A 21,104-nucleotide genomic window follows, 5' to 3' on the forward strand; every position below is an offset into this window, starting at 1 on the left:
AATTACTTTTGTTCATACTTTTTTGTGTCGTAACTCAAAAGTATAAATCTCGGAGCAGTTCGATTAATTTCTACTGCTCCTTTTTATTTTTCCCGGACACTAGTGGTTTTTAAATTATTGATATTATAAAACAGGGTTTGCTACGGCTCCTAAACCACTGACAATAGTGTTACTACACTGTATAAATACCCCCCGCTAGTTGTCGCCCTAAGGTATCAGTCAGCGTAAACTTCATCGTAATGACTGTAAACAAGGAATAGATAAGATAAAAACACATAAAAAAGGTGCAAATTTGTTTCATATTAATTCATATAAGCATTTTTGCAGGTTACTTACTAAATGTTAGTGCATCTTGCTACGAAATCCCGGCACGCATCGATTATATCATAGCCCCATCCAATAATGGATTATTTTACAATAACTATTATTATTAAGCAATAACTAACCATCGTTACCAATTTAAAATAACGGTAAATCAGATATTACGCTAGACGAGCAGATTAGTTAATTCTGCAACAAAAGGTTTGGTTAAAATTTATTTCATCTACTTTACAAGTTAAAGATTTATATAATCGATTCATTTCTTTACCAAAAGTAAGCAGTATTCAACGGATTAAAATGGACAAACATTTTAAAAACATAGATAATATTACGATTAAAGAAACAAAAAAAGCACCTAAAGAGGAAGGATTAAGTCAACAAAAAAATACGCGGGGCTCATACCCTTGTTAGTATGAGCCCCGCGTATTTAATTGCTTTACTGTTTGAGTCTATTCTTCCCACTTATCCGTTCTAAACGGACTAGCCGGCAAACCTTCGGTATTGAATAGGACAGCATTCGGATTGTTGGCCCAAGCATAGCGTAAAGCCACAGGATGAGCTACTTGAGTACTACGCACGATGAGCTTTGAACCCTCCTGCTTTACATCTGCCCAATGAAATTGCTTATCTTCTCCAGCCACGGCAAATGCATGGGCACCCTCGATTCCCTTCAAAACCAGATCTTGCGGAGCAACGTCAAAGTCTAACGTCACTTCATTACCTTTAATTTTATACGATTTCAAAATAGGCCCCTGCGCTACTATCTTTTCTCCATATGTACTTTTAAGTGCCTGTAAAGCCAAACGTTTTCCAACATCTTGTTTATTCTTCGGATGAATATCTTTTTCTTCACCAATATCCGCAATAACGGCCATCCCGGTATGTGGTAATTTCAATGCATAGGTCTGCGCTTCCCGCAACATTGCCCAGTTAGAGGCTGCTGGCTCAGGTTCTTTTTTCATAAAATTGGCTAACTGCACAAAATAAAAAGGGAAATCACCAATATTCCATTTTTTCCGCCAATCTTTGATCATTGCAGGAAAAAGCTCCCGATAAGCCACTGCCCTATCTGCATTCGACTCGCCTTGGTACCAAATAGCACCCTTTATCGGAAAGTGAATGAAGGGTTCTACCATGGCATTATATAATACGGTGGGCTGGTTACCATTTTTGCGATCGAAAACATCTCCAGCAGTTGCTTTCATTTGATCAAATGCTCCTTTCAACGCATCGAACTGTGTCAATGTCTGTTCGCTCATCCAAGCCTCTACGTATGTTCCACCCCAAGAGCTATGAATAAGTCCTATCGGGACATGCGTTTTTTCATAGAGTTCGCGAGCAAAGAAATAAGCAGTAGCTGAAAATTCTGGAATACTTTTCGAGCTACATTCTTGCCAACTGCCATCCCATAGGGGAACGGTATTTGCCGGTGATTGGGCCGTTGTATGCATGACTTGCAGTAAGCGAATATTAGGATAGTTGGCCTTTGCAATTTCCTCTTCGTAATGATTGATTTTACCCCATCCTGCCAGGGGCATTTCCATGTTGGATTGTCCTGAACAGAACCAAACATCACCAATCAATACATTCTGTAAACGAAGCTTTTCCCCATCAGATAAATCAATTTGATATGGACCTCCGTACCTAGGCGTCCGAATAGGTAATTGCCACGCACCAGCTTCATCTGCAGTTGTCTTATATGATTTTTTATTCCAAGAGGTAGTGATTTCCACGGTAGCTGACGGATTAGCCGTACCACTAAACAATATGGTGCTTTGCTGCTGCAAAACCATATGGTCAGCAAATAATGCCGGAAGGATAATTTTGGCTTCTATCGGACTGTTAAAAAGAACCAGTAGAAAAAAAATAACATGTTTACAATAGTTCATAATGATTACGTATATAATTGTGGCCTAAGATAGTAATCGTAATACAATAGTAGAAAAAACTAATGAAATAAATCCCTAATGAATTCTATGAACAAGCATTGATATCGATTTTTTCTGCTTATGAGATATCTTTTAATTGGGTAAATACCAGAAAACCATGAATAAAAATTACTGATTTGCACGCATTGCATACCTAAAAGTTTAGCCGTTTATTTGACATAACCTTTTGATAAACAAGAGACATATTAATATATATATAAAATTAAGGGTTATGAAATACTTAAATTTGATTACGAAGATTGGCTTAATAATGGCCTTATGTTTTCCGCTGTTTTCTTATGGCCAAAGGCTAATCGATGATGACACTTTTGAGGACGAAAACGGCATCACATTTAAAGTAGGCGATGATTTAATGACGGGCGAGCCCGCCGCTTCCGCTAGTCAGTTTAAATTTATCCAAAACACCACCAAGAAAAAAATTGGTTGGATGAGTAAAATGGCTTCCAGTGTAAGCAGCGTAGGAAAAAGTGTAGCCGAAGTCGGTTCAGACGTTAAATCAGGAAGTACCGTTTCTAAAGGAGCATCAGTCGCGAATACAGCCAATTCTACGAATAACTTGGCAAACTCCAGCGAAAAATTATTGGTGAAGGAAGAAGACATAGCCAATCAAAGTTTACGCATTCTCAAGTTTAGGAAAACGGGCAATGAAAAAAGAGGCGAGCATTTCTTTGCCGTTGTAGCTGGACCTGGAAAAGCAAATTATGAAGTTGAACTTGTCCCCGCTATAAAAAACGGTGAGGTTGTTGGATTAAATGATAAACTGTTTGATACTAAATAAGCAGTACATTCAAAAAATCATTATATTAGAGCTATTTCGTTTTAATATAATGATTTTTACTTATGAATAACCATTTATTTGCTCAAGTTGAACAATATATCAACGAACGGACGGCCCAAGAGGATGACGTACTTAAGGAAGTCCACAAGTCTATAGAAAAAGCAGATATGCCTGCTATTAGCGTATCTGCTAGCCAAGGAAAACTCTTACAGCTGCTAACAAAATTAGTTCAAGCAACAAACATCTTGGAACTCGGTACCTTAGCAGGTTATAGTACCATCTGGTTAGCAAGAGCTTTACCTTCAAACGGTAAACTCATTTCGCTTGAGTTTAGCACAAAACATGCCGAAGTAGCGCAGCGCAACATAGAACGGGCCAATTTAAGCCATGTGGTCGATATCCGAGTAGGTAAAGCCTTAGATTTATTACCCCAAATAAAAGCAGCGGGAGAAGGTCCATTTGATCTCATATTCATTGATGCCGACAAGCCGCCTTATTTGGAATATTTCAATTGGGCTATACAATTAGCTCGGCCGGGCACACTCATTATTGCCGACAATGTGATTCGTGAAGGACAAGTATTAGATCCCCGTACCAAAGATGATAAGGTTATTGGTGTCCAAAAGTTGAACGAATCACTGCGTGGGAATCCTAAAGTATTTTCTACGATTATTCAAACCGTGGGCACTAAAGAACATGATGGTATGGTGTTAGCTATTGTTCAATAATGTTCATAAACGGACAGGTATTGTTCACTTTCGAATGGATAGTAAAAAGTATTACATGATCATTGACAGTTTGGAAACCAAAGAATTGAAGGCTATATTATACGGAGAAAACAACCTCATCATCCATAAAGGAAAAACCAACTCACAAGTTTTTAAGGCTTATGGTGAAAGCAGAATTGATGTTGAAGAACTCTTAAATACCACAAGCAAAGTCACTTCGTACGGCGGTAGCACTTTTAACCTAAACTCCACAGAAGAAATAAAAGTTTGGGCTTTTGGGGACGTCAACATCAATTATGCAGGCAATGCACAAATACATAAACTCATCACCATTGGAGATGTTAAATTAACCAAAACGGAATAAGTTGTTACAAGCTGACATCTCGCATGGTTACAGCACACCCGCACGAAGCATGTCTACCATGAGCGATATTTTTTTCAATTCCTAGACTTACACGAACCTTTTAAACACCCTAATTCCATTGTGGTCTGTTCAAAAGAAAAAATCAAGTTTATCATCGGCAAACAATTTCAACAAAAATATAGTTAAGAACTATTTAACATTTTTTAAGCGATAACATAAAAATTCGTAATACTTATTAACACTTCTTTAAGTAGTTTTGGCCAATAAAAACCGGTTTCATGAAGAAGTTCATTTTATTAAGCATCCTAGTTGGATTCTTTCATCAACAGTTGTCGGCGCAAAGCTGGAAATATCAATACGGTATTAAATTAGGCGCATCTGTACCTGGTTATCGTTTATCCAACGTCAGTACAGGCACCACACGAGAAGCGTCAAATACCTTAGGGTTTTCTGTGACAGGAACGGCAGAGGCATCACCTTCACGTTATTTTGCCATCCAATCTGGTTTATCTTTTCAATTATTGGGCGCGCAATTAAATTATTCAGAATTTGGCAAAACGAATGTCAGGCAACGTACGTTTTGGCTTCAGGTTCCCCTAAACGTAATGGCTAAACTTCCTTTGAAAGACTCCAGTAACTTCTTCATTGCTGCAGGACCCTATGGAGGTTTAGGACTAATGGGTGCCAATAATTTTGACGATAGCTTTACAGGTACCCGTACCGATTTCACTTTTGGAAGTAACGGCTCCCAAAAACGATTCGATTATGGTGTAAACCTCAATATTGGTTATCAAGTAAAAAGAGGATACAATATCGCTATTGGATATATGATGGGCATTGCCGATTTATCAACAAGTACACGTTATCAACAACGGAATCGTGCTTGGACGGTTAATGTGGGCTACTCGTTCTAGTGACAAATTAAACATTTAGGGTCTAAAGCCTAGAGCTGATTTCCTACGCCATGTACCGTTAACTTTCTATATCGAATTCAAGCCTTTTAAGCAAAAATTTTATTTTTCTTAAAACCTTTTAAAAACAACCTTGTTATATCTTATACAAATGTGCAGGGAGTGCCTAATTGGGCTGAGAATGCAAATCCCAGAACCTGAACTGGATAATACCAGCGTAGGAATGCACAGCGCAACAATAGCTTGTTGACGCGAACCCTATTTTCGATGGACATCGGAAATAGGGTTTCTTTTTGATCGCCTATTTATGGAATTTCGTTAGCTAAAACATCCATAAGGAAAAATAAGCACTTGCCAATATGGAAACGAAACAAACGCCCACAGTCAGCCACTTTTTAACCTTGTTCGCAATCGTTATGGTTGTTTTTCTATTGATTTCATGCGGAAACAATAGCTCAAGAGAATCAGTTGGGGGAAATATGAATGATGCGGAAGTAGCCTTAAGTGAACCCGCTCCATCGACTAAAGCTGCTGAAATCACGGAAGCACAACCTATTGAACGAAAACTAATCAAAGAAGGAACATTGACCTTTGAGACAGCCGATCTGACACAAACGAAAAAACAAATCATGCAGGCCATCAAAAAACACCAAGGGTATATTGCCTCTGAAAATGAAAGCAATACCTCTGGTAGTTTAAACCACACCGTTATCGTACGGGTACCTGCCAAGCAATTCGACATTTTTATCGATGATGCTACCAAAGGAATAGATCGGTTTGATACGAAAGATATCCAAGTCAAAGATGTGACGGAAGAATTTGTGGATATACAAGCACGTCTCAAAACGAAAAAAGAGCTGGAACAGCGGTATCTTGACTTATTAAAAAAAAGCCAATAAAATCTCGGAAATTCTGGAGATTGAAAAGCAAATCGGTGATTTACGATCTGATATAGAAGGTACAGAAGGAAGACTCCGTTATTTAGCTAACCAAGCCAGCTATTCTACCATTACCATTACCTACTATAAATCCATTCCTACACAAACGGCTTTTGGAAACAAATTTAAAGATGGTTTTTTTAGTGGATGGGATGGTTTTGTCTGGTTCCTCGTCGGTCTAGTCAATATATGGCCCTTTATTGTCGTAATCATCCTGATAATCTTCTTGGGTAGACGCTGGTGGAAGAAAAGAAAATTACGGATAAAAAAATGAAGTTATTGTAAAACCAATTTTCGATTAAAATCGAAAATTGGTTTTTTTTATTATACGTATTAGCTCGTTTTCCGATAGTTCCAAATGGCCCATCCGTTTAACGCAATGCCAAAACCGATGAGGTAAAAAAATTCCCAAGCTACATCCTGAAAGCCACTGTTTTTAAGCATGATCATCCGCACTACTTTCACAAAATGCGTTACCGGCGTCAGGTCAGACAAGGCTCTCGCCCAAACCGGCATACTATCCGTTGCCGTAAAGAACCCACTCATAAGCATAAATATTGTCATAAAAAAGAAAGCAATAAACATAGCCTGCACTTGGTTATCGCTGAAGGTAGAAATGAGCAGACCGAACCCTAATACAGCAATTAAATAAAAACAGGCAAACAGATATAAAAGAAATAAACTCCCTTGAGGATATATCCCATATACAAAATAACAAACCGCCAAACCAATTGTAAAAATGAACATACCAATCACCCAAAAAGGAATCATTTTACCTAAAATAAACTGCCACTTTTTAATAGGCGTTACATTGATCTGTTCAATGGTGCCGATTTCTTTTTCCCGGACGATGTTTAAAGCGGTCATAAAACAACCTATTAAGGTCAGCAACAACACTAAAACAGCCGGCACAATATTAAATTTGTAGGCTTCAAGCGGATTGAACCAGCTTCGCTGCCTAATCTCTAACATCCCTCCTTCCTCTTTTGCCTTTTGGAACGCATCTATATTGAAGTCCAATTCCTTACTAAAATCATTGATTACGATGGTTAGATACCCGCTTCCTATACCTGCTTTCGTTCCATTTATGGCATCTGCGTAAATAGCAAGCCGTTCTGTTCCTTCCCGCACCAAATTCCGTTCAAAGTTTGATGGGATTTCCATAATAACATCAGCCTCCTCCTTTTCAAGATGCACAATAGCCTGCTGGTAACCATCATCCATACTAATTAATTTAAAATAGCCAGAAGCACCAATCTTATGGATGAGCTTTTGAGAATAAGAACTATGATCATGGTCAATTATAGAAAGCTTGATATTTTTTATATCAAAATCCATGGCCAATGGCAAAATCACCAGCTGAACAATCGGCATCGTAAACATCATGGCTAAAATAGATTTATCACGAAAAATCTGTCGAAACTCCTTTTGTAATATAAAGCGAAGAACATTCATATAGCTACTATTACTGATTGATCAATCTGTTTTTTAATCACAACCTTACCTTAAACTTTTTTAATGCTATCGTCAATAGGCCGATTGTCATCAGTAGCAAAACGAGGGTTTCTTTCCACACATAACGAAATCCAAGACCTTTCAACATAATGGATTTCACGGTGAGGTAATACCAGCGCGAAGGAATAACATTCGAAATAAGTTGGAAAATCTTAGGCATATTTTCCAATGGCATCAAAAAACCAGTGAAAATCAGTGTTGGTAACATCATCCCCATTAATGAAATCAATAAAGCAGTCTGCTGGGCATTCGCGACATTTGAGATGAGTAAACCTAATGAAAGGCAAGTAACAATAAACAGTGTACTCTCCAAATAAAGCAGCAAGATGCTTCCTCTAATCTCTACGTTGAGCAGAAAAACCGTTAATAACAAAATCAACGTAAAATTGACCAATGAAAGCAATAAGTAGGGTATTGCTTTAGCAATAAGTACAAATACTGGCTTAAAGGGAGAGACCAGTAGCACCTCCATCGTTCCCATTTCTTTCTCTTTAACGATCGAGACTGAGGTTAACGCTGTACATACAATCATCAAAATCAAGGCCATTACACCTGGAATGAAGTTTAAAGAGCCGTTACCTTCCTCATTATAAAGCATGCGTACTTCAGATACGATATGCAAAGCGGGCGAAGTCTTAGGTGTACTTATTTCGTGTTGAAAATCTTGTACAATCGTTGTCATATAATTCACCACTGTTTTTGATATATTCGGATCAGAACCGTCTGTAATCAACTGCATCTCCGCTTTTTTTAAATGAATTAAGTCGCTACTGAAATGGGGTGGAATAATCAGTGCCGCTTTAATAGCACCTTTTTTAAATTCCTTTCCAATTTGAGCATAACTTATGTTGGTTTCCTGTATAATCAGATACTTAGAAGTGCTTATTTTATCAATGAGTTTACGACTATTGTTATCTTTTGCATAATCGGCAATAACGACCTTTATATTCTTCACTTCATTCGATAAAGCAAAGCCAAAAAGTATAATTTGGACAACGGGCAGACCAAACATAATTAATAAGGTTCGCCTATCGCGAAATACATGATAGAACTCCTTCCGTATAAAAACCAATAGTTGTTTCATCTGTTTAATATTTTGTTTTAAGTGGCCAGATGAAGCCTTTGATGATTAAACCCCGAAAGGGCTCATGAACACAAAAGCAATAGTTAAAATCCGTAAATAAATAATCATTGCGCTATGTGTTAGATAATTATTTTAATCATGTCAGGTTCATTTAACAAGTATTTAGTACTGAGTACCCAGTATCTATTCTCAGTTATCTCCTCTTTTCGCTCCCCGAGCCAATTGATAAAAAACGTCGTCCATGGAATCCGCATCATATTTTTCTTTCAGCTTTGCTGGAGCATCCAAGGCTTCAATTTTTCCATCTACCATCACCGATATACGATTGCAGTATTCAGCCTCATCCATATAATGGGTAGTTACGAAAACGGTTATGCCTGCCGCAGTAGCCTCATAAATCATGTCCCAAAATTGTCTACGAGTAATGGGATCAACTCCACCTGTAGGTTCATCTAGGAACACTATTTTCGGTTGATGAAAAATGGCAACCGAAAAAGCCAGTTTTTGCTTCCAACCTAAGGGCAGTGCACCCACCATTTTTTTGGCTTCATGTACTAGTCCCAACGTAGCTACCAATTGTTCCCCACGTTCTTTGATCTCATTACGTTTCATGCCATATACCCCACCAAAAAACTCAATATTCTCCCATACCGACAAGTTTTCATATAAGGAAAACTTCTGGCTCATATATCCTATATTTTTTTTGATCCGTTCTTGTTCCTTGTATACATTGTAACCCGCAACAGATGCCTCTCCTTCTGTAGGATAGGACAAACCACATAGCATCCGCATCGCTGTTGTTTTTCCAGCTCCATTTGCACCTAAAAAGCCGAATATCTCCCCTCTTTCCACATCAAAAGAAATCTTGTCGACTGCAGTAAAATCGCCAAATCTTTTTGTTAATTCCTTGCAAACAATAACGTTATCCATATGCACTTTAGTTGGTTTGGTTTACACCTTGCTTGTCTGCCATTAAACGGATGAAACTATCCTCAATCGTCGGTTTGATCTCTTCTATGATGACGTTTTTTAGTCCCGCTGCATCGGCTAATTGCTTCAATTGAGCCCGTCCATCTTTTTGTTGATTGCGCAAAGTGACGTGTAAAAACTCGCCAAAAGCATAACAACTTTCCACCTGTTCATTTTCTCGATATTGCTTTAGCAAGTGATAAATATCATCTGATTTAGCCGCGTAAAGTTTAGTGGGATATGCTGCTATAATATTTTCCGGTGTATCCACCTTCATGATTTTACCATTTTGTATTAGTGCAATCCGTTCACACCGCATGGCTTCATCCATATATGGAGTAGATACTAAAATCGTTATCCCCTGTTGTTTTAACGTTTTGAGCATATCCCAGAACTCCTTTCGCGATACAACATCGACACCTGTCGTTGGTTCATCTAATAACAATACCCTAGGTTTATGGATTAATGCGCAACATAAGGCGAGTTTCTGCTTCATTCCACCCGACAATTTTCCGGCTCTGCGGTTGCGGAAAGGTTTGATTTGTTCGTAGATATCTTTTATTAAGTTATAGTTTTTCTCGATAGTGGTATCAAATACCGTGGCAAAGAAATTCAGGTTTTCCCATACCGTCAAGTCTTGATACAGAGAAAATTTACCAGGCATATACCCCACACTACTCCGGATTGCTTTGTAATCTTTCACAACATCCAGTCCATCTACAAAAGCCTCCCCCTGATCAGCTAGAATCACGGTCGTCAAAATACGAAAGATAGAGGTTTTCCCCGCTCCATCCGGCCCGATCAACCCAAACAATTCCCCCTCGTTAACCGAAAACGAAACGGCATCAACAGCCTTCACTTTTCCCTTATCATAGGTTTTAACGATACGTTGAAGTTTTACTGCTTCCCCCATACGACTATATTTCCATTTAGTGCTCTGTTTTCTGATCCAATACAACTTGCCCGTACATCCCTATTTTCAGGTAACCATCATTTTTTACACGTATTTTTAAGGCATATACCAAATTAGCCCGCTCATCTTTAGTTTGGATAGTCTTGGGTGTAAATTCCGCTTTATCACTTATCCATTCAATGATTCCAACATAATCTTTAAATTGATCTTTTCCTTGATCAACCTGAACGCGCACTTGTTGTCCGATCTTTATATTCGAAAATTTTTCGCCGCCGATATAGGCACGCAGGATGATCGTTGAAATATCAGCAATGCGGTATAAAGGTTTTCCCACAGTCGCCATTTCATTCGCTTCAACATATTTGGTCAGCACCGTTCCCTTGATGGGATTGATGATTTTACTCTTAGTGAGCTGATCATTCAATTGTTCAATTTGGGCATAAAGTGGATTGGTTTCTTCCTGTAAACTAGCAGATGTGATTCCTAACGACGATTGTTGTGCCGCTATGCGTTTACGGATAATATTTACCTGTGCCTCTGCATCGTCTAACTGTTTGGGAGTAGCAGCATCCGCATGAACCAAATTGACCAATCGTTCCTTCTCACTTTTAGCATGTCGTAACTCTTCCTGTAATGCCGCCAATTCCGCGGCAACATTTGGCCGTTTACTGAGTACTGCACGGACTTGAGCTTCCAGCTGTCTTTTTTTCAGAAACAACTGAGTTGTATCGATATAACCTACCACAGCGCCTGCAGCAAGATCTTGCCCTTCTTCCAATGTCAGTGCTTTTATCGTTCCACTTGCTTCGGCAGAAACAACAGTTTCTATCGCTTCAAATGCTCCTGAGGCATCGTATCCGAGTTCATTATTTTTGCAAGAAAAACATAATAGCGCAATAAACCCTATTAATAAAATCGTTCTCATAGTTTAAATTTAGCTATCTATATATCAATTTCCGGTTGTATTTTGATGACTGTATTGGGATGATAACAGTTGGATCTCATGTATACTTTTATTTACCCTAGCCTGGTCAGCAGCATTTACTTCCCGTAGATAATCACTCGTGGTCATAACACCATATTCCAGCTGTGCTAAAGCTGCATTTTTTACCCTTTCACGAAGGGAGATGATTTCATCATCTGATTGCAATAACGCTTGATAACGTTTCATACTTGCTGACTCCTGTTTCATTTGAGATTGAATGTTAAATAGAAATGTTTCTTTATCGGCATCAATAGATAGTCGATCATTTTCTAAAATGGCTTTTTCATTTTTTGATATGTACAAGTTGGCTAGATTCCAACGCATACGGAAACCTCCGATATAATAAGCTTCAAAATTGGGTTTTAGCATATTTAGAGCCGGACGACCATACCCTCCTTGAAAAAAGAAATCAAACTTCGGTCGGTTTCTAGCTTCAATAGTTTTCTCTTGCACGTCAATACGTTCCAGTTGATGATCGTATAAATCCAGTTCCGGACGTTTAATTTCCGAAAACGAGATTGCAGGCTGTGGTTTGATCAATACCGTGTTCGTGTCCAATGCGCGATTCAGGAATAGACTAAGCATCTCCAGATACGCAATACGAGTCGCTTTTAAATCAATGGATTGCTGCTCCGCTTTTAATTTTTCAGCCTTCAACACGTCTGCACTACTGCGCAATGCTGTACCATGATCAATAGCACCCTGAGTTTTCGCTAGGCCGAGATCAATATCTTTTATTAATAATCCATGTTGATGGAGTTGTGCTTCAATCAATAAGATACCAAAAAAGAGTTGATGTACGCGTTCTTTCAGCTGGTATAGCGAAACACTTAAACTCTGTTCTTCGATAGCGGCAGTAGCGTGCTGCAATGCTTTTCTTTGCTTCGTTTCACCGCCATCGTAAATGGATTGTGTAAGTTCTCCATAAACTTTATACTGGTCTTTATCCAATTGAGGAATATCAATCCCTGGTACCGCAATTGGAATGGTTGTTACTGCAGATTGATACGTAGCTTGACCATTAACGCTAAACTGAGGTAAATAACCCTTCGCGGCATTTTCAATAGAAAAATCTTCACTCTGCTTAATTAATGTCCTTTTTTTAACCAAAGGATAATTGGTTTGCGCTTGTTGATAACAATCATCCAAGGTAAAAGATATTTGTGTTTGGGCATTCCCTTGGAGAACTCCTATAAGAAACACACCTATATATACAGAACCTTGAATATCTTTTTTAAATGGCTTTTTCTGGGCAGATTTTTTGCAGTCTTTTGACTTACTAGAAAGTACTAGTGTTCTAAATGCTAACAGTTTAAATACTTCTAAAAACATAGTTTATTCATTCTTTTTAATCATTTGATTAGTCTCTAGGCAAAAAAATTGTGCTTTTAAACACCATCTTCGTGAATACAAAGGTAAGGGTATTTTCGAAAGTTAAAAATATTTTCTAATCATTTGATTAAATTTTTGGATTAACAAATCATTACCTATCTCAAAAGCCATATAACGTTTGAACGTTCGGTGAGCCTGTTTACCTGTTTTCTGAAGTCGGATTTTATGGATCTTTTCCCCAACCAAACCTTTTTAGGTGCGTAGTTAATTGCTACATGATTCGGAAATAGCTAAAAGAGTGGGCGATTGCAGCAGGGATAAAATTTTAGACAAGCTCGGTAGATAGCATACTTTTAAACCACAAAGGAATCATTTTTTTCCGCTGCATAATAAACTTCTTAAAATCGTCTTTTTTAAACGCCTCTATTTGGCAGATAATGGGCTGAGCTAATATGGGAAAAATGATCATGCTTAGCAAATTAAGAATAAAATGAAAGACATTAATATCAGGGCGTACGGCACGGAGTTGCTGATAAAATGTTGATTGCAATAACCTATCCGATACCCTATCACTAAATATAATGGGGTTATTTTTAATTTCACTGAGTACAAATAGCGGTAAATCTGGATTCGCCAATAGCATATCAATATAGTCATTGGTAATGGCCTGTACCTTTTCTTCAAGCGATGTTTCTGCTACGTTGAGTATCCGGATAATCATCCCAAAAAATTGTTCGAATTTTTCTTCCATAATGATATGGAACAACTTCTCTTTACTTCTGAAGTAATAATTCAGCAAAGCCAAATTTAGTCCCGCTTCCTCAGCTATATCTCTCGTGCGCGTTGCAGCAAACCCCTTTTTTGTAAAAACAACCCTTGCTGCTTCTTTGATCTTCTCTTCTGTTGAAATATCCTTATCTTTATTCGCCATCTTTACTGATTATAAGTGCTCAAAAATACACATCAGACCATTATTTTAAAAATAATATTTAATCATTTATTTAAAACAGCCATTTTTAATGGCATCCAGGTTATAACACTACTCATATAGACCATTAGGGAATCGTATTCAGATCACAGCAACCTATTCTTCATTTTTATGCCCATATATTTAGGTTTTTAGCTCAGACCAAAAGGATATCAAATAAGGTATAATTGGCAAATGAGTCCATATTGAGTCCATAGTAAGTCCAATATGAAACCAATAAAATAGTCATTTAATTGGTATAACTATTCACTCATTAAAGTTATGCTAAATTTAAATAGAGGACTTGCTTGTGTATTGGTGTTATCTAGGTTCAAAATTGATGTTAGATGGATAAAAGTATCATCCTATTTAGTCGTTAAATAATTTACCAAAATATTCGGTATATTCGGTTGTTGAATGTTGATAACATGAAAACTTTTAAAACCGCCAATGATTTCTATCTTGCACAAACGCAATGGCAAAAGAAATTGAACATTTTACGAAACGTGATATTGGATACTGGATTGAAAGAAGAAATAAAATGGGGTGGTCCCATAGAACTATTGGCAATGAGAGAATTACGGTTAACATCTTTACCTAAAATTTATATCCATAACAGATGAAAGACCAGACTAGTTTCCTTCAGCAAATTCATCATGAAGAATACACCGGCGTGGCTTATAAAAATGTGGAACTTAAAAAACAGATACTGTCTTTTTTTGCCAATGAAGGAAGCACAACATTAGCGGATCTCAGTAAAGAATTAAATATTAGCATACCAAAGATTAATGAATTGGTGGTTGATCTCATTCAAGATGGACTAGTCAAAGATTATGGGAAAAGCGAGTCAAACGCCGGAAGAAAGCCTAATCTATATGGTCTCCGGCCTAATTCTGCATTTTTTATCGGCGTTGAGGTCAAAAATTACCACCTCAATATCGGGCTAATGGACTTCAAAAAAAATTTCATTAAAGTTGAAGAGGGCATTCCCTTCCTACTCCAGAACACGCCACAATCGTTAGTAGCTCTTTGTGATGCCATTAATGCTTTTATGGCAAATACGGCTGTTGCTAAAAGCAAAATCTTAGGTATTGGTATTACCTTAATGGGGCGAATCAATTATAAGAGTGGGTATAGCTATAACTATTTTAATTTTAACGAAAAGCCACTTACCAAAGTAATTGAGGAAAAAATTGGGTTACATACTTTTCTGGAGAACGATAGTAGGGCTATGGCATATGCTGAATTCAATACGGATATTGTAAAAAATGAAAAGAATGTACTTTTCTTGAATATTGATCGAGGCATAGGCACCGGAATTATGACCAATGGCCAACTCTACTATGGGAAGTCGGGTTTTGCCGGTGAATTCGGACACATCCCTATGTTTGATAATGAGATCATCTGTTATTGTGGAAAAAAGGGATGCTTAGAAACGGAAGTTTCCGGCAGGGCGTTACGAAAACAATTCATTTCCCGTTTAAAAAATGGCGAAGCTAGTATTCTCACAAGAGATTTTGCTGATCCTGAAGACATTCAATTAGAGGATATTATCCAAGCGGCTATACATGATGACACCTTAGCCATAGAATTGATTGCTAATGTTGGCGAAAAGTTAGGAAAGGGAATAGCGCTTTTAATGAACCTATTCAATCCTGAACTAGTTGTTTTGGGAGGCATTCTTTCGACTACCGGCGATTATCTATTTTTACCAGTAAAAAGCGCTATCAACAAATATTCGCTCAGTTTAGTGCATAACGACACGCATTTAAAACTATCAAAGCTCGGGGATAAAGCAGGGATTTTAGGTGCTTGTCTCTTAGTTAGAAATCGATTGTTAGGGTTATTAAAATAAAAAAACCCGGCATTTGGGATGCCGGGTAAAAACATATACGTTTTTATCAACCTAAACCTATTGATACAATAACGGTAGGTTGAAACGATTATTATACAGATGTGTTATTTTTTTTTATTTGCGCTATCTCTTCGGCATTAAAGACCTTTTGCCGTCAACAAATTTGTTTCTTGTGGATCGATATTTCCCATCATATACTGCTTAACTGCATTGATTTTCATTTCATCCAAAACATTAACTAAATCACCATAACTCGATTGATCACTAGGCTTTATAATGACCATTAGCCCTTTTTTACGTTGTTGATCCTGCATAGCAATCTTTTTCGACTTGTCCATTATTGTACGACGAATTCCACCTTTTTCAAAATCGGTAACGGTTGGACCTTCAATTGGGTTGTTCAGTAAGCCCCAATACCAGACCATCTTGTGGTCAGCTCCAAGAAGAATCGTAACCGTACGCTGATCGGAAAAGTCTGTCACTTCAGTGGGGACTGATATGTCAGGCATGGCGACATCCATTGCATTTGATTTGTTTAGCTGAGTGGTGAGCATGAAGAAGGTAATTAATAAAAATGCTAAATCCACCATTGGGGTAAGATCAACCCTAGGTTGTATTCTACCAGTAACGAGTTCTGCCATATCAAAATTTTAGGTGTTTTACTATATAGATGTATATTACCTAAAAATTCCATAGCAGCATTTGGAAATTTGGACGATAAAGTGGAATAAAATTTTATTCCTTAAAGAATTTTACGTGATTAATCATTTCTAGCTTTTTAATTTCTTCTGTCGTCAGGTTTTCGGCATTTTCCAATTTTTTGGCGATAAGTTCATTACAGAAGATTCCACCGTAGCTATACGTATGAATTCGTTGAAGTTCGGTTACACCAAGCTCATCCGCAAATAATACTAATATGGATTCTGGTATTTCAAAATCGTCTGCACCGTCCTGACCGATATAGCTAAACTTATTAAACTTCCATACTAAAAATAATTTCCGCTCATTAACCTGGCTACCAAAGAAATGAAATATTTTGGATAACAGCTCATTCCGCTTCTCTAGGCCCATACTTCTTGTAAATACCTTTTCGATAAATTCTCCATACATTAAAAATTTATCGTCTGGTAGTTTATTGGAAAAGTAATGAACAACTTCATCAAAAATCTGATCTCTGGATTTTCCGTTTAGGTATTGATAAGCGGCAAGCTCCGCGAGATGTAGATTTGGATTCTTTGTTGAGGTGTGCCCTATTTTAACCGTGGGATTTTCTTTTAAAGCTAATGTGGCGATTAATTCCCAATCATGTACTTCTCCTACTAAACGGGTATGGATAGCAACTGCATTCTGACTTTTGGGATCAGCTCTTTTCTTAAAAAGTATGGTATCTCGGGGTGATAAATTATTAGGTTTTAATTTAAAGCTCTTGATATGAACAAATACTTGACCATTTGTGGTGTCGGCGACACCGAAACCCTTACTATTGTTAAACCATTTAATAACACCTATTTCCATAGTATTGAGGTTCATGAGGGTGATCCATCGATCTTCAACGCAAGTTAATGAATAAATTTGCAAAAAACAAACACGCCTTCCAAGCCAAGGGCCATTTAAGTGTCCAATCCGTGTATCAATTCATAAGCCTCATTATAAATCTTGTTTACCCGTTGAGGTGTTGCTTCTAAACTATCTAAAGATGCCGGATTATCCAAAATATCTTTAACTAACATATAATGAGCCGACATAAGTTTTTCTTTCTCCGAGGCGTTTATACTAGTTAAACAAGTCAAAGGGTATAAACCTGCATGGTCTACCCTATTCTTTATACTATTTCCCTCAGGATAATCCCATGAAAGCAAATGGATCTTATAATAATTAGCGAAATCTATTGCATCTTTTGTTAAATAGGCATTTGTAATCAGCCAAGGTTGGTTGAATTTTGTGGATTTCCCAAAAAAGTTGAATGATTTTTCTTTCAGATCTACAAATCTTGATAAAAAATACATCGGATTCGTAACATTTACTTTAGCATCGACCGTGTTCCTAAATTTACACTCAATCAGTAAAAGTTCGTCTTCTTTTTGTGCAGCAACGTCTACTTCATGGCTTACCGCATTTCCTTCCAGGATAAGTCCGGTAACGGTTTGATAATGCATATATTCAAATAACCTCGCTACCCATTTTTCAAAAAGATAACCCGTTGGCCCCAGATCTCGAAGTGCCTTCTTCAAACTATATCTTGCTGCCAGTGAGTGGCGTTGTTGCTTGAGAAGCTGAAAAGCCATCTTATAAAGCTGCCTCGTCGTTATGCCGTTAAAAACGGATCGGCTCATCTTATCCCAAATTGCCTCGACCGTTTCTTCAGATGCACCAGACTTTAATAGTGATCCTTTCAAGCGATCCAAATCAAAATCAACCAGCTCACCGGTATATTTCCGAACTTTCATGTCTTTTTTTCTTAAAGATGAACTATTATTGCCAAAAAAGCAAAACACGAACTACAGCCGCGAGGTATGATCACCGACTGGATATGGGTTGCAAGCCATTTATAGCGAAGATATGGTGTTTCTTATAGCTTACTCTAAAACTACTGCTGTTCCACTAACCGTCACCATCAGCATGCTTCCTCCTTTGCCCACTGTTTCGTAGTCTAAGTCTACCCCGACAATTGCATTAGCGCCTACCGCAGCAGCGTACTGCTGCATCTCCAAAATAGCCGTATCCTTAGCTTCTCTTAAAACTCTTTCGTAAGCACTGGCTCTTCCTCCAATAAAATCGCGGATTCCAGCAAAAATATCTTTAAAAAAGTTGGCGCCAATAATGGTTTCACCACTAACTAAACCAATGTATTTGACTATTCTTTTACCTTCGATATTGGGTGTTGTCGTTACTAACATATGTTATGTTTTACTATTAGATCAATACTGTTGCATATTTGTTACATCATCGTGTTGAGAGCTGCTACGAGTTAAATTTATACCTTCACGATTTCCTCCGCCCATTTGTATATACATGGTAATTTATATAAGTTTGTAGGACTTAGAATAAACCACTATGATCAAACTTAAAATGCTACTTTTTTTAACCATGCTGGTATCTAGCACTATGGTTTATGCACAACAAGAAGAAAAGGCAGTATTGACTACTGTCGAAAATCTTCGCCTAGCATTAATCAGTGGCGATCGTACCGCCTTGGACACAATCACTGCTGATAATTTAAGTTATTGGCATTCTGACGGTAGACATGAAGATAAAGCAACTTTTATTGGCAATTTAACAAGCGGTAAATCAGATTTTGTTCATATTAATTTAAGCAAGCAATCCATCAAATTATCTGATAATGTAGCGCTTGTTCACCATATTTTAACAGCCGACACCAACGACGGAGGTGTGCCTGGAAAAGTCAAGTTAGGTGTACTTTTGGTTTTCCAAAAATATCCGAATGGTTGGAAACTATTTGCCAGACAAGCTTATAAAACACCTCATTAATTAACAGTTATTCACGGCTTAAAAAAGCGTATCTTTTGGTCGTTCGTGATAACCTGCAGATAGCTTTCCCGTTCTAAATAGATTTACAAATTCGTGTGCTCGCCTTGTAGGTTCAGGTATTCGATAATTGCCGATACAGTGTTGGGCAATCCGTAAACAATCGGCTAAATCAATATGATTTCCCGGAGAAATATAAACGGGCTTTACCTTATTTTTGGTACGTAAAACATAACCTAGACGTTCACCATCGGCAGCCAATAAAGCAGAAAAGTCACCTTTTGTTGGAGATGGTTCTTCATAATTTCCATAAAGTTTCTTTTTGGCACATCCCATTGTAGGAATATCAATAAGTGCTCCTAAATGAGCCGCAATACCCATTCGTCTAGGATGTGCAATACCGTGACCATCAACCATTAAAACATCGGGCTTCTCTTTTAGCAATTGTATGGCTTCTATCAGTGCGGGCACTTCTCTAAAAGCTAAATAACCCGGTACATAAGGAAAGGAAGCTTTCCCTTGAACCAAGGCGTAATGTAAGGGTTGGAGTGTTTCATAATCCAAAACAACAATTCCAGCATAAATAATTTCACTAAAGCGATTGAGGGAAATATCTGCTCCGCCTATCGTAATGGGTGGCCGTTTAAGCGGAATCTGTGTTAAACTATTACGTAAATTCCGCTGGACAACCGTTGCTTCCGGAATTTTTAGTGTATCATATGCATTAGGGGAAATATCCATAGGTTTTCAGAACAAACTTAATTGGACATTTGTTTCTTGAGTCATCTTATTTTTTGGTGCCTGGGCCTTACCATATACTGTTCGTCCACCATATTTCCATGATTGCGCACGTTCTTGCTGAATAAGCTCATCAAAGTTATTATTTGGAATAAAATCATTTTCCCGCTGTTGAGCGACCTTTGAAAGGTTTTTTATGGCTATCGATTTTTCGTTAAAGCCTAGCTTTGCCTTATTTAAGGCTTCTTGTAGCAGCTGGATTGATTCATCATACGTTGTTGTAGGTACAGGAAACGGATGTCCATCTTTGCCGCCATGGGCAAATGAAAAGCGAGCCGGATCGTCAAACCTACTAGCAGTACCATGAATCACTTCGCTAACTAGGGTAAGCGATTGCAAAGTTCTTGGTCCAACGCCTTCCAACAATAACAAATCTTCCATTTCACTTATATTTCTGTCCTGCACTATGCTCAATACAGCACCTAAACGTTTCAGATTTACATCCTTCATTCTTACATCATGGTGGCTAGGCATTATGATCTTCCTTGCTTCATTGATTATTTTACCGGTGTCTTCTTTACAGATACTTAAAATACCTTGTTTTGTTGCGCGTGCATCTTTATGCGTCAAATTCAATAGCTTGCCTTGATTATGTCCATAAACAAAACGATGTGGCTCTTCAAGAAACGATTGTACATAAGCAGAATGCCAGTGATAGCGCCTCGCCATCCTATTATTGGTATTCATCCCTTGTTGTATAACCGCCCAATCACCGTCAACGCTTAAAATAAAGGAGTGCAGGTACAGTTGAAAACCATCCTGTATTGCTGCATTATCTACTTTTGCCGTTAATTTACTATTCCTTACGAAGTCATCGCCTGCAATGCCGAGCTTATCCGCAATGCGGATAAGTTCATGAGGTGTCTGCAGGGAATATTTACCTCTGCCACCACAAATAAAAACCCCTAGTTCCTGTGCACGTCTATTCACTGCTCCTTTTAAGGCACCCATGACCGAAGTGGTAATCCCTGAAGAGTGCCAATCCATTCCTAGCACACAGCCCAGGGACTGGAACCAACACGGGTCGCTTAACTTACTTAGCAGCACTTTTCTGCCATACTCCAGTATGATAGCTTCTACTATTGCCCCTCCTAATAAGCTCATCCGTTGTGCGAGCCAAGGTGGTACCTTGCCATAATGCAAGGGCAAGTCCGCGTGACCACTTTTCATTGTTTCCCTTCTATTAATGAATGCAATTTACTAAAAAAATT

General features: G+C 38.0%; 23 protein-coding genes and 1 riboswitch. Of the genes, 9 read left to right on the forward strand and 14 right to left on the reverse strand.

Annotated elements, in window-relative coordinates; all coding sequences use genetic code 11:
* Nucleotides 1–770: 770 nt before the first annotated feature.
* Nucleotides 771–2,210 (reverse strand): sialate O-acetylesterase, encoded by a 1,440-nt coding sequence (locus ABD930_RS11290; protein WP_345231827.1) that lies wholly within the window; start codon nucleotides 2,208–2,210, stop codon nucleotides 771–773.
* A gap of 271 nt (nucleotides 2,211–2,481) precedes the next feature.
* Here ABD930_RS11290 and ABD930_RS11295 point away from each other — a divergent pair, with 271 nt between their 5' ends.
* The 6 genes from ABD930_RS11295 (at nucleotide 2,482) to ABD930_RS21865 (ending at nucleotide 6,263) form a co-directional block, all read left to right on the forward strand.
* Nucleotides 2,482–3,048: a hypothetical protein gene (locus tag ABD930_RS11295; RefSeq protein WP_345231828.1), complete on the forward strand. Its 567-nt coding sequence runs from the start codon at nucleotides 2,482–2,484 to the stop codon at nucleotides 3,046–3,048.
* A gap of 62 nt (nucleotides 3,049–3,110) precedes the next feature.
* Nucleotides 3,111–3,776, forward strand: coding sequence for an O-methyltransferase (locus tag ABD930_RS11300; RefSeq protein WP_345231829.1), 666 nt, complete (start codon nucleotides 3,111–3,113; stop codon nucleotides 3,774–3,776).
* Between the two features lie 55 nt (nucleotides 3,777–3,831).
* Nucleotides 3,832–4,140 (forward strand): GIN domain-containing protein, encoded by a 309-nt coding sequence (locus ABD930_RS11305; protein WP_345231830.1) that lies wholly within the window; start codon nucleotides 3,832–3,834, stop codon nucleotides 4,138–4,140.
* A 278-nt stretch (nucleotides 4,141–4,418) separates the two neighbouring features.
* Complete coding sequence (locus tag ABD930_RS11310) at nucleotides 4,419–5,054, forward strand: porin family protein (RefSeq protein WP_345231831.1); 636 nt, start codon at nucleotides 4,419–4,421, stop codon at nucleotides 5,052–5,054.
* A 145-nt stretch (nucleotides 5,055–5,199) separates the two neighbouring features.
* Nucleotides 5,200–5,292: riboswitch (TPP riboswitch) on the forward strand.
* A 118-nt stretch (nucleotides 5,293–5,410) separates the two neighbouring features.
* Nucleotides 5,411–5,950: a DUF4349 domain-containing protein gene (locus ABD930_RS11315; RefSeq protein ID WP_345231832.1), complete on the forward strand. Its 540-nt coding sequence runs from the start codon at nucleotides 5,411–5,413 to the stop codon at nucleotides 5,948–5,950.
* Between the two features lie 31 nt (nucleotides 5,951–5,981).
* Entirely contained in the window at nucleotides 5,982–6,263 is a 282-nt protein-coding gene (locus tag ABD930_RS21865) for a DUF4349 domain-containing protein (protein ID WP_425571129.1), read from the forward strand.
* 59 nt (nucleotides 6,264–6,322) lie between these two features.
* On the opposite strand, the gene ABD930_RS11320 is transcribed toward ABD930_RS21865, so the two are convergent.
* The 7 genes from ABD930_RS11320 to ABD930_RS11350 all read right to left on the reverse strand — a co-directional run bounded on the left by ABD930_RS11320 (nucleotide 6,323) and on the right by ABD930_RS11350 (nucleotide 13,718).
* Nucleotides 6,323–7,444, reverse strand: a complete 1,122-nt coding sequence (locus ABD930_RS11320; protein ID WP_345231833.1) for an ABC transporter permease — start codon at nucleotides 7,442–7,444, stop codon at nucleotides 6,323–6,325.
* 37 nt (nucleotides 7,445–7,481) lie between these two features.
* Nucleotides 7,482–8,588, reverse strand: a complete 1,107-nt coding sequence (locus ABD930_RS11325; protein ID WP_345231834.1) for an ABC transporter permease — start codon at nucleotides 8,586–8,588, stop codon at nucleotides 7,482–7,484.
* A gap of 189 nt (nucleotides 8,589–8,777) precedes the next feature.
* A complete protein-coding gene (locus ABD930_RS11330; protein WP_345231835.1) occupies nucleotides 8,778–9,518 on the reverse strand; it encodes an ABC transporter ATP-binding protein in 741 nt (246 codons plus the stop codon).
* Between the two features lie 7 nt (nucleotides 9,519–9,525).
* Complete coding sequence (locus tag ABD930_RS11335; RefSeq protein ID WP_345231836.1) at nucleotides 9,526–10,470, reverse strand: ABC transporter ATP-binding protein; 945 nt, start codon at nucleotides 10,468–10,470, stop codon at nucleotides 9,526–9,528.
* Nucleotides 10,471–10,486: 16 nt separating this feature from the next.
* Entirely contained in the window at nucleotides 10,487–11,395 is a 909-nt protein-coding gene (locus ABD930_RS11340) for an HlyD family secretion protein (protein WP_345231837.1), read from the reverse strand.
* A gap of 24 nt (nucleotides 11,396–11,419) precedes the next feature.
* Nucleotides 11,420–12,787, reverse strand: coding sequence for a TolC family protein (locus tag ABD930_RS11345; protein ID WP_345231838.1), 1,368 nt, complete (start codon nucleotides 12,785–12,787; stop codon nucleotides 11,420–11,422).
* A gap of 325 nt (nucleotides 12,788–13,112) precedes the next feature.
* Nucleotides 13,113–13,718, reverse strand: coding sequence for a TetR/AcrR family transcriptional regulator (locus tag ABD930_RS11350; RefSeq protein WP_345231839.1), 606 nt, complete (start codon nucleotides 13,716–13,718; stop codon nucleotides 13,113–13,115).
* Between the two features lie 464 nt (nucleotides 13,719–14,182).
* On the opposite strand from ABD930_RS11350, the gene ABD930_RS11355 reads away from it, so the two are divergent.
* Both ABD930_RS11355 and ABD930_RS11360 read left to right on the forward strand, forming a co-directional pair.
* Complete coding sequence (locus ABD930_RS11355; RefSeq protein ID WP_345231840.1) at nucleotides 14,183–14,377, forward strand: hypothetical protein; 195 nt, start codon at nucleotides 14,183–14,185, stop codon at nucleotides 14,375–14,377.
* Entirely contained in the window at nucleotides 14,374–15,609 is a 1,236-nt protein-coding gene (locus tag ABD930_RS11360) for an ROK family transcriptional regulator (protein WP_345231841.1), read from the forward strand. The genes ABD930_RS11355 and ABD930_RS11360 overlap by 4 nt, the downstream gene beginning before the upstream one ends.
* A 137-nt stretch (nucleotides 15,610–15,746) precedes the next feature.
* On the opposite strand, the gene ABD930_RS11365 is transcribed toward ABD930_RS11360, so the two are convergent.
* From ABD930_RS11365 to ABD930_RS11380, 4 genes are all read right to left on the reverse strand, one after another.
* On the reverse strand, nucleotides 15,747–16,250 hold the full coding sequence (locus ABD930_RS11365) for an ExbD/TolR family protein (RefSeq protein ID WP_345231842.1): 504 nt from the start codon (nucleotides 16,248–16,250) through the stop codon (nucleotides 15,747–15,749).
* A gap of 94 nt (nucleotides 16,251–16,344) precedes the next feature.
* A complete protein-coding gene (locus ABD930_RS11370; protein ID WP_345231843.1) occupies nucleotides 16,345–17,139 on the reverse strand; it encodes a cold-shock protein in 795 nt (264 codons plus the stop codon).
* Nucleotides 17,140–17,219: 80 nt separating this feature from the next.
* On the reverse strand, nucleotides 17,220–18,056 hold the full coding sequence (locus ABD930_RS11375; protein ID WP_345231844.1) for an ATP cone domain-containing protein: 837 nt from the start codon (nucleotides 18,054–18,056) through the stop codon (nucleotides 17,220–17,222).
* Between the two features lie 129 nt (nucleotides 18,057–18,185).
* The gene (locus ABD930_RS11380) at nucleotides 18,186–18,506 is read right to left on the reverse strand and encodes a heavy metal-binding domain-containing protein (protein ID WP_345231845.1); all 321 of its coding nucleotides are present in this window, start codon (nucleotides 18,504–18,506) and stop codon (nucleotides 18,186–18,188) included.
* 157 nt (nucleotides 18,507–18,663) lie between these two features.
* Between ABD930_RS11380 and ABD930_RS11385 the strand changes: the two genes are divergently transcribed.
* Nucleotides 18,664–19,098 carry a nuclear transport factor 2 family protein gene (locus tag ABD930_RS11385; protein ID WP_345231846.1) on the forward strand — a complete coding sequence of 145 codons (435 nt, stop codon included), beginning with the start codon at nucleotides 18,664–18,666 and terminating at the stop codon, nucleotides 19,096–19,098.
* Between the two features lie 18 nt (nucleotides 19,099–19,116).
* Here ABD930_RS11385 and nfi read toward each other — a convergent pair whose 3' ends face one another.
* Nucleotides 19,117–19,836: a deoxyribonuclease V gene (nfi, locus tag ABD930_RS11390; protein WP_345231847.1), complete on the reverse strand. Its 720-nt coding sequence runs from the start codon at nucleotides 19,834–19,836 to the stop codon at nucleotides 19,117–19,119.
* A gap of 6 nt (nucleotides 19,837–19,842) precedes the next feature.
* Nucleotides 19,843–21,063 (reverse strand): DUF763 domain-containing protein, encoded by a 1,221-nt coding sequence (locus tag ABD930_RS11395; protein ID WP_345231848.1) that lies wholly within the window; start codon nucleotides 21,061–21,063, stop codon nucleotides 19,843–19,845.
* Nucleotides 21,064–21,104: the final 41 nt, after the last annotated feature.

Source organism: Olivibacter ginsenosidimutans, assembly GCF_039542865.1.
Lineage (GTDB): Bacteria > Bacteroidota > Bacteroidia > Sphingobacteriales > Sphingobacteriaceae > Olivibacter > Olivibacter ginsenosidimutans.

Coding starts and splice junctions, on each gene's coding strand:
- ABD930_RS11290 (WP_345231827.1), bottom strand. CDS start 2,210: ATGAACTATTGTAAACATGTTATTTTTTTTCTACTGGTTCTTTTTAAC.
- ABD930_RS11295 (WP_345231828.1), top strand. CDS start 2,482: ATGAAATACTTAAATTTGATTACGAAGATTGGCTTAATAATGGCCTTA.
- ABD930_RS11300 (WP_345231829.1), top strand. CDS start 3,111: ATGAATAACCATTTATTTGCTCAAGTTGAACAATATATCAACGAACGG.
- ABD930_RS11305 (WP_345231830.1), top strand. CDS start 3,832: ATGATCATTGACAGTTTGGAAACCAAAGAATTGAAGGCTATATTATAC.
- ABD930_RS11310 (WP_345231831.1), top strand. CDS start 4,419: ATGAAGAAGTTCATTTTATTAAGCATCCTAGTTGGATTCTTTCATCAA.
- ABD930_RS11315 (WP_345231832.1), top strand. CDS start 5,411: ATGGAAACGAAACAAACGCCCACAGTCAGCCACTTTTTAACCTTGTTC.
- ABD930_RS11320 (WP_345231833.1), bottom strand. CDS start 7,444: ATGAATGTTCTTCGCTTTATATTACAAAAGGAGTTTCGACAGATTTTT.
- ABD930_RS11325 (WP_345231834.1), bottom strand. CDS start 8,588: ATGAAACAACTATTGGTTTTTATACGGAAGGAGTTCTATCATGTATTT.
- ABD930_RS11330 (WP_345231835.1), bottom strand. CDS start 9,518: ATGGATAACGTTATTGTTTGCAAGGAATTAACAAAAAGATTTGGCGAT.
- ABD930_RS11335 (WP_345231836.1), bottom strand. CDS start 10,470: ATGGGGGAAGCAGTAAAACTTCAACGTATCGTTAAAACCTATGATAAG.
- ABD930_RS11340 (WP_345231837.1), bottom strand. CDS start 11,395: ATGAGAACGATTTTATTAATAGGGTTTATTGCGCTATTATGTTTTTCT.
- ABD930_RS11345 (WP_345231838.1), bottom strand. CDS start 12,787: ATGTTTTTAGAAGTATTTAAACTGTTAGCATTTAGAACACTAGTACTT.
- ABD930_RS11350 (WP_345231839.1), bottom strand. CDS start 13,718: ATGGCGAATAAAGATAAGGATATTTCAACAGAAGAGAAGATCAAAGAA.
- ABD930_RS11355 (WP_345231840.1), top strand. CDS start 14,183: ATGAAAACTTTTAAAACCGCCAATGATTTCTATCTTGCACAAACGCAA.
- ABD930_RS11360 (WP_345231841.1), top strand. CDS start 14,374: ATGAAAGACCAGACTAGTTTCCTTCAGCAAATTCATCATGAAGAATAC.
- ABD930_RS11365 (WP_345231842.1), bottom strand. CDS start 16,250: ATGGCAGAACTCGTTACTGGTAGAATACAACCTAGGGTTGATCTTACC.
- ABD930_RS11370 (WP_345231843.1), bottom strand. CDS start 17,139: ATGAACCTCAATACTATGGAAATAGGTGTTATTAAATGGTTTAACAAT.
- ABD930_RS11375 (WP_345231844.1), bottom strand. CDS start 18,056: ATGAAAGTTCGGAAATATACCGGTGAGCTGGTTGATTTTGATTTGGAT.
- ABD930_RS11380 (WP_345231845.1), bottom strand. CDS start 18,506: ATGTTAGTAACGACAACACCCAATATCGAAGGTAAAAGAATAGTCAAA.
- ABD930_RS11385 (WP_345231846.1), top strand. CDS start 18,664: ATGATCAAACTTAAAATGCTACTTTTTTTAACCATGCTGGTATCTAGC.
- nfi (WP_345231847.1), bottom strand. CDS start 19,836: ATGGATATTTCCCCTAATGCATATGATACACTAAAAATTCCGGAAGCA.
- ABD930_RS11395 (WP_345231848.1), bottom strand. CDS start 21,063: ATGAAAAGTGGTCACGCGGACTTGCCCTTGCATTATGGCAAGGTACCA.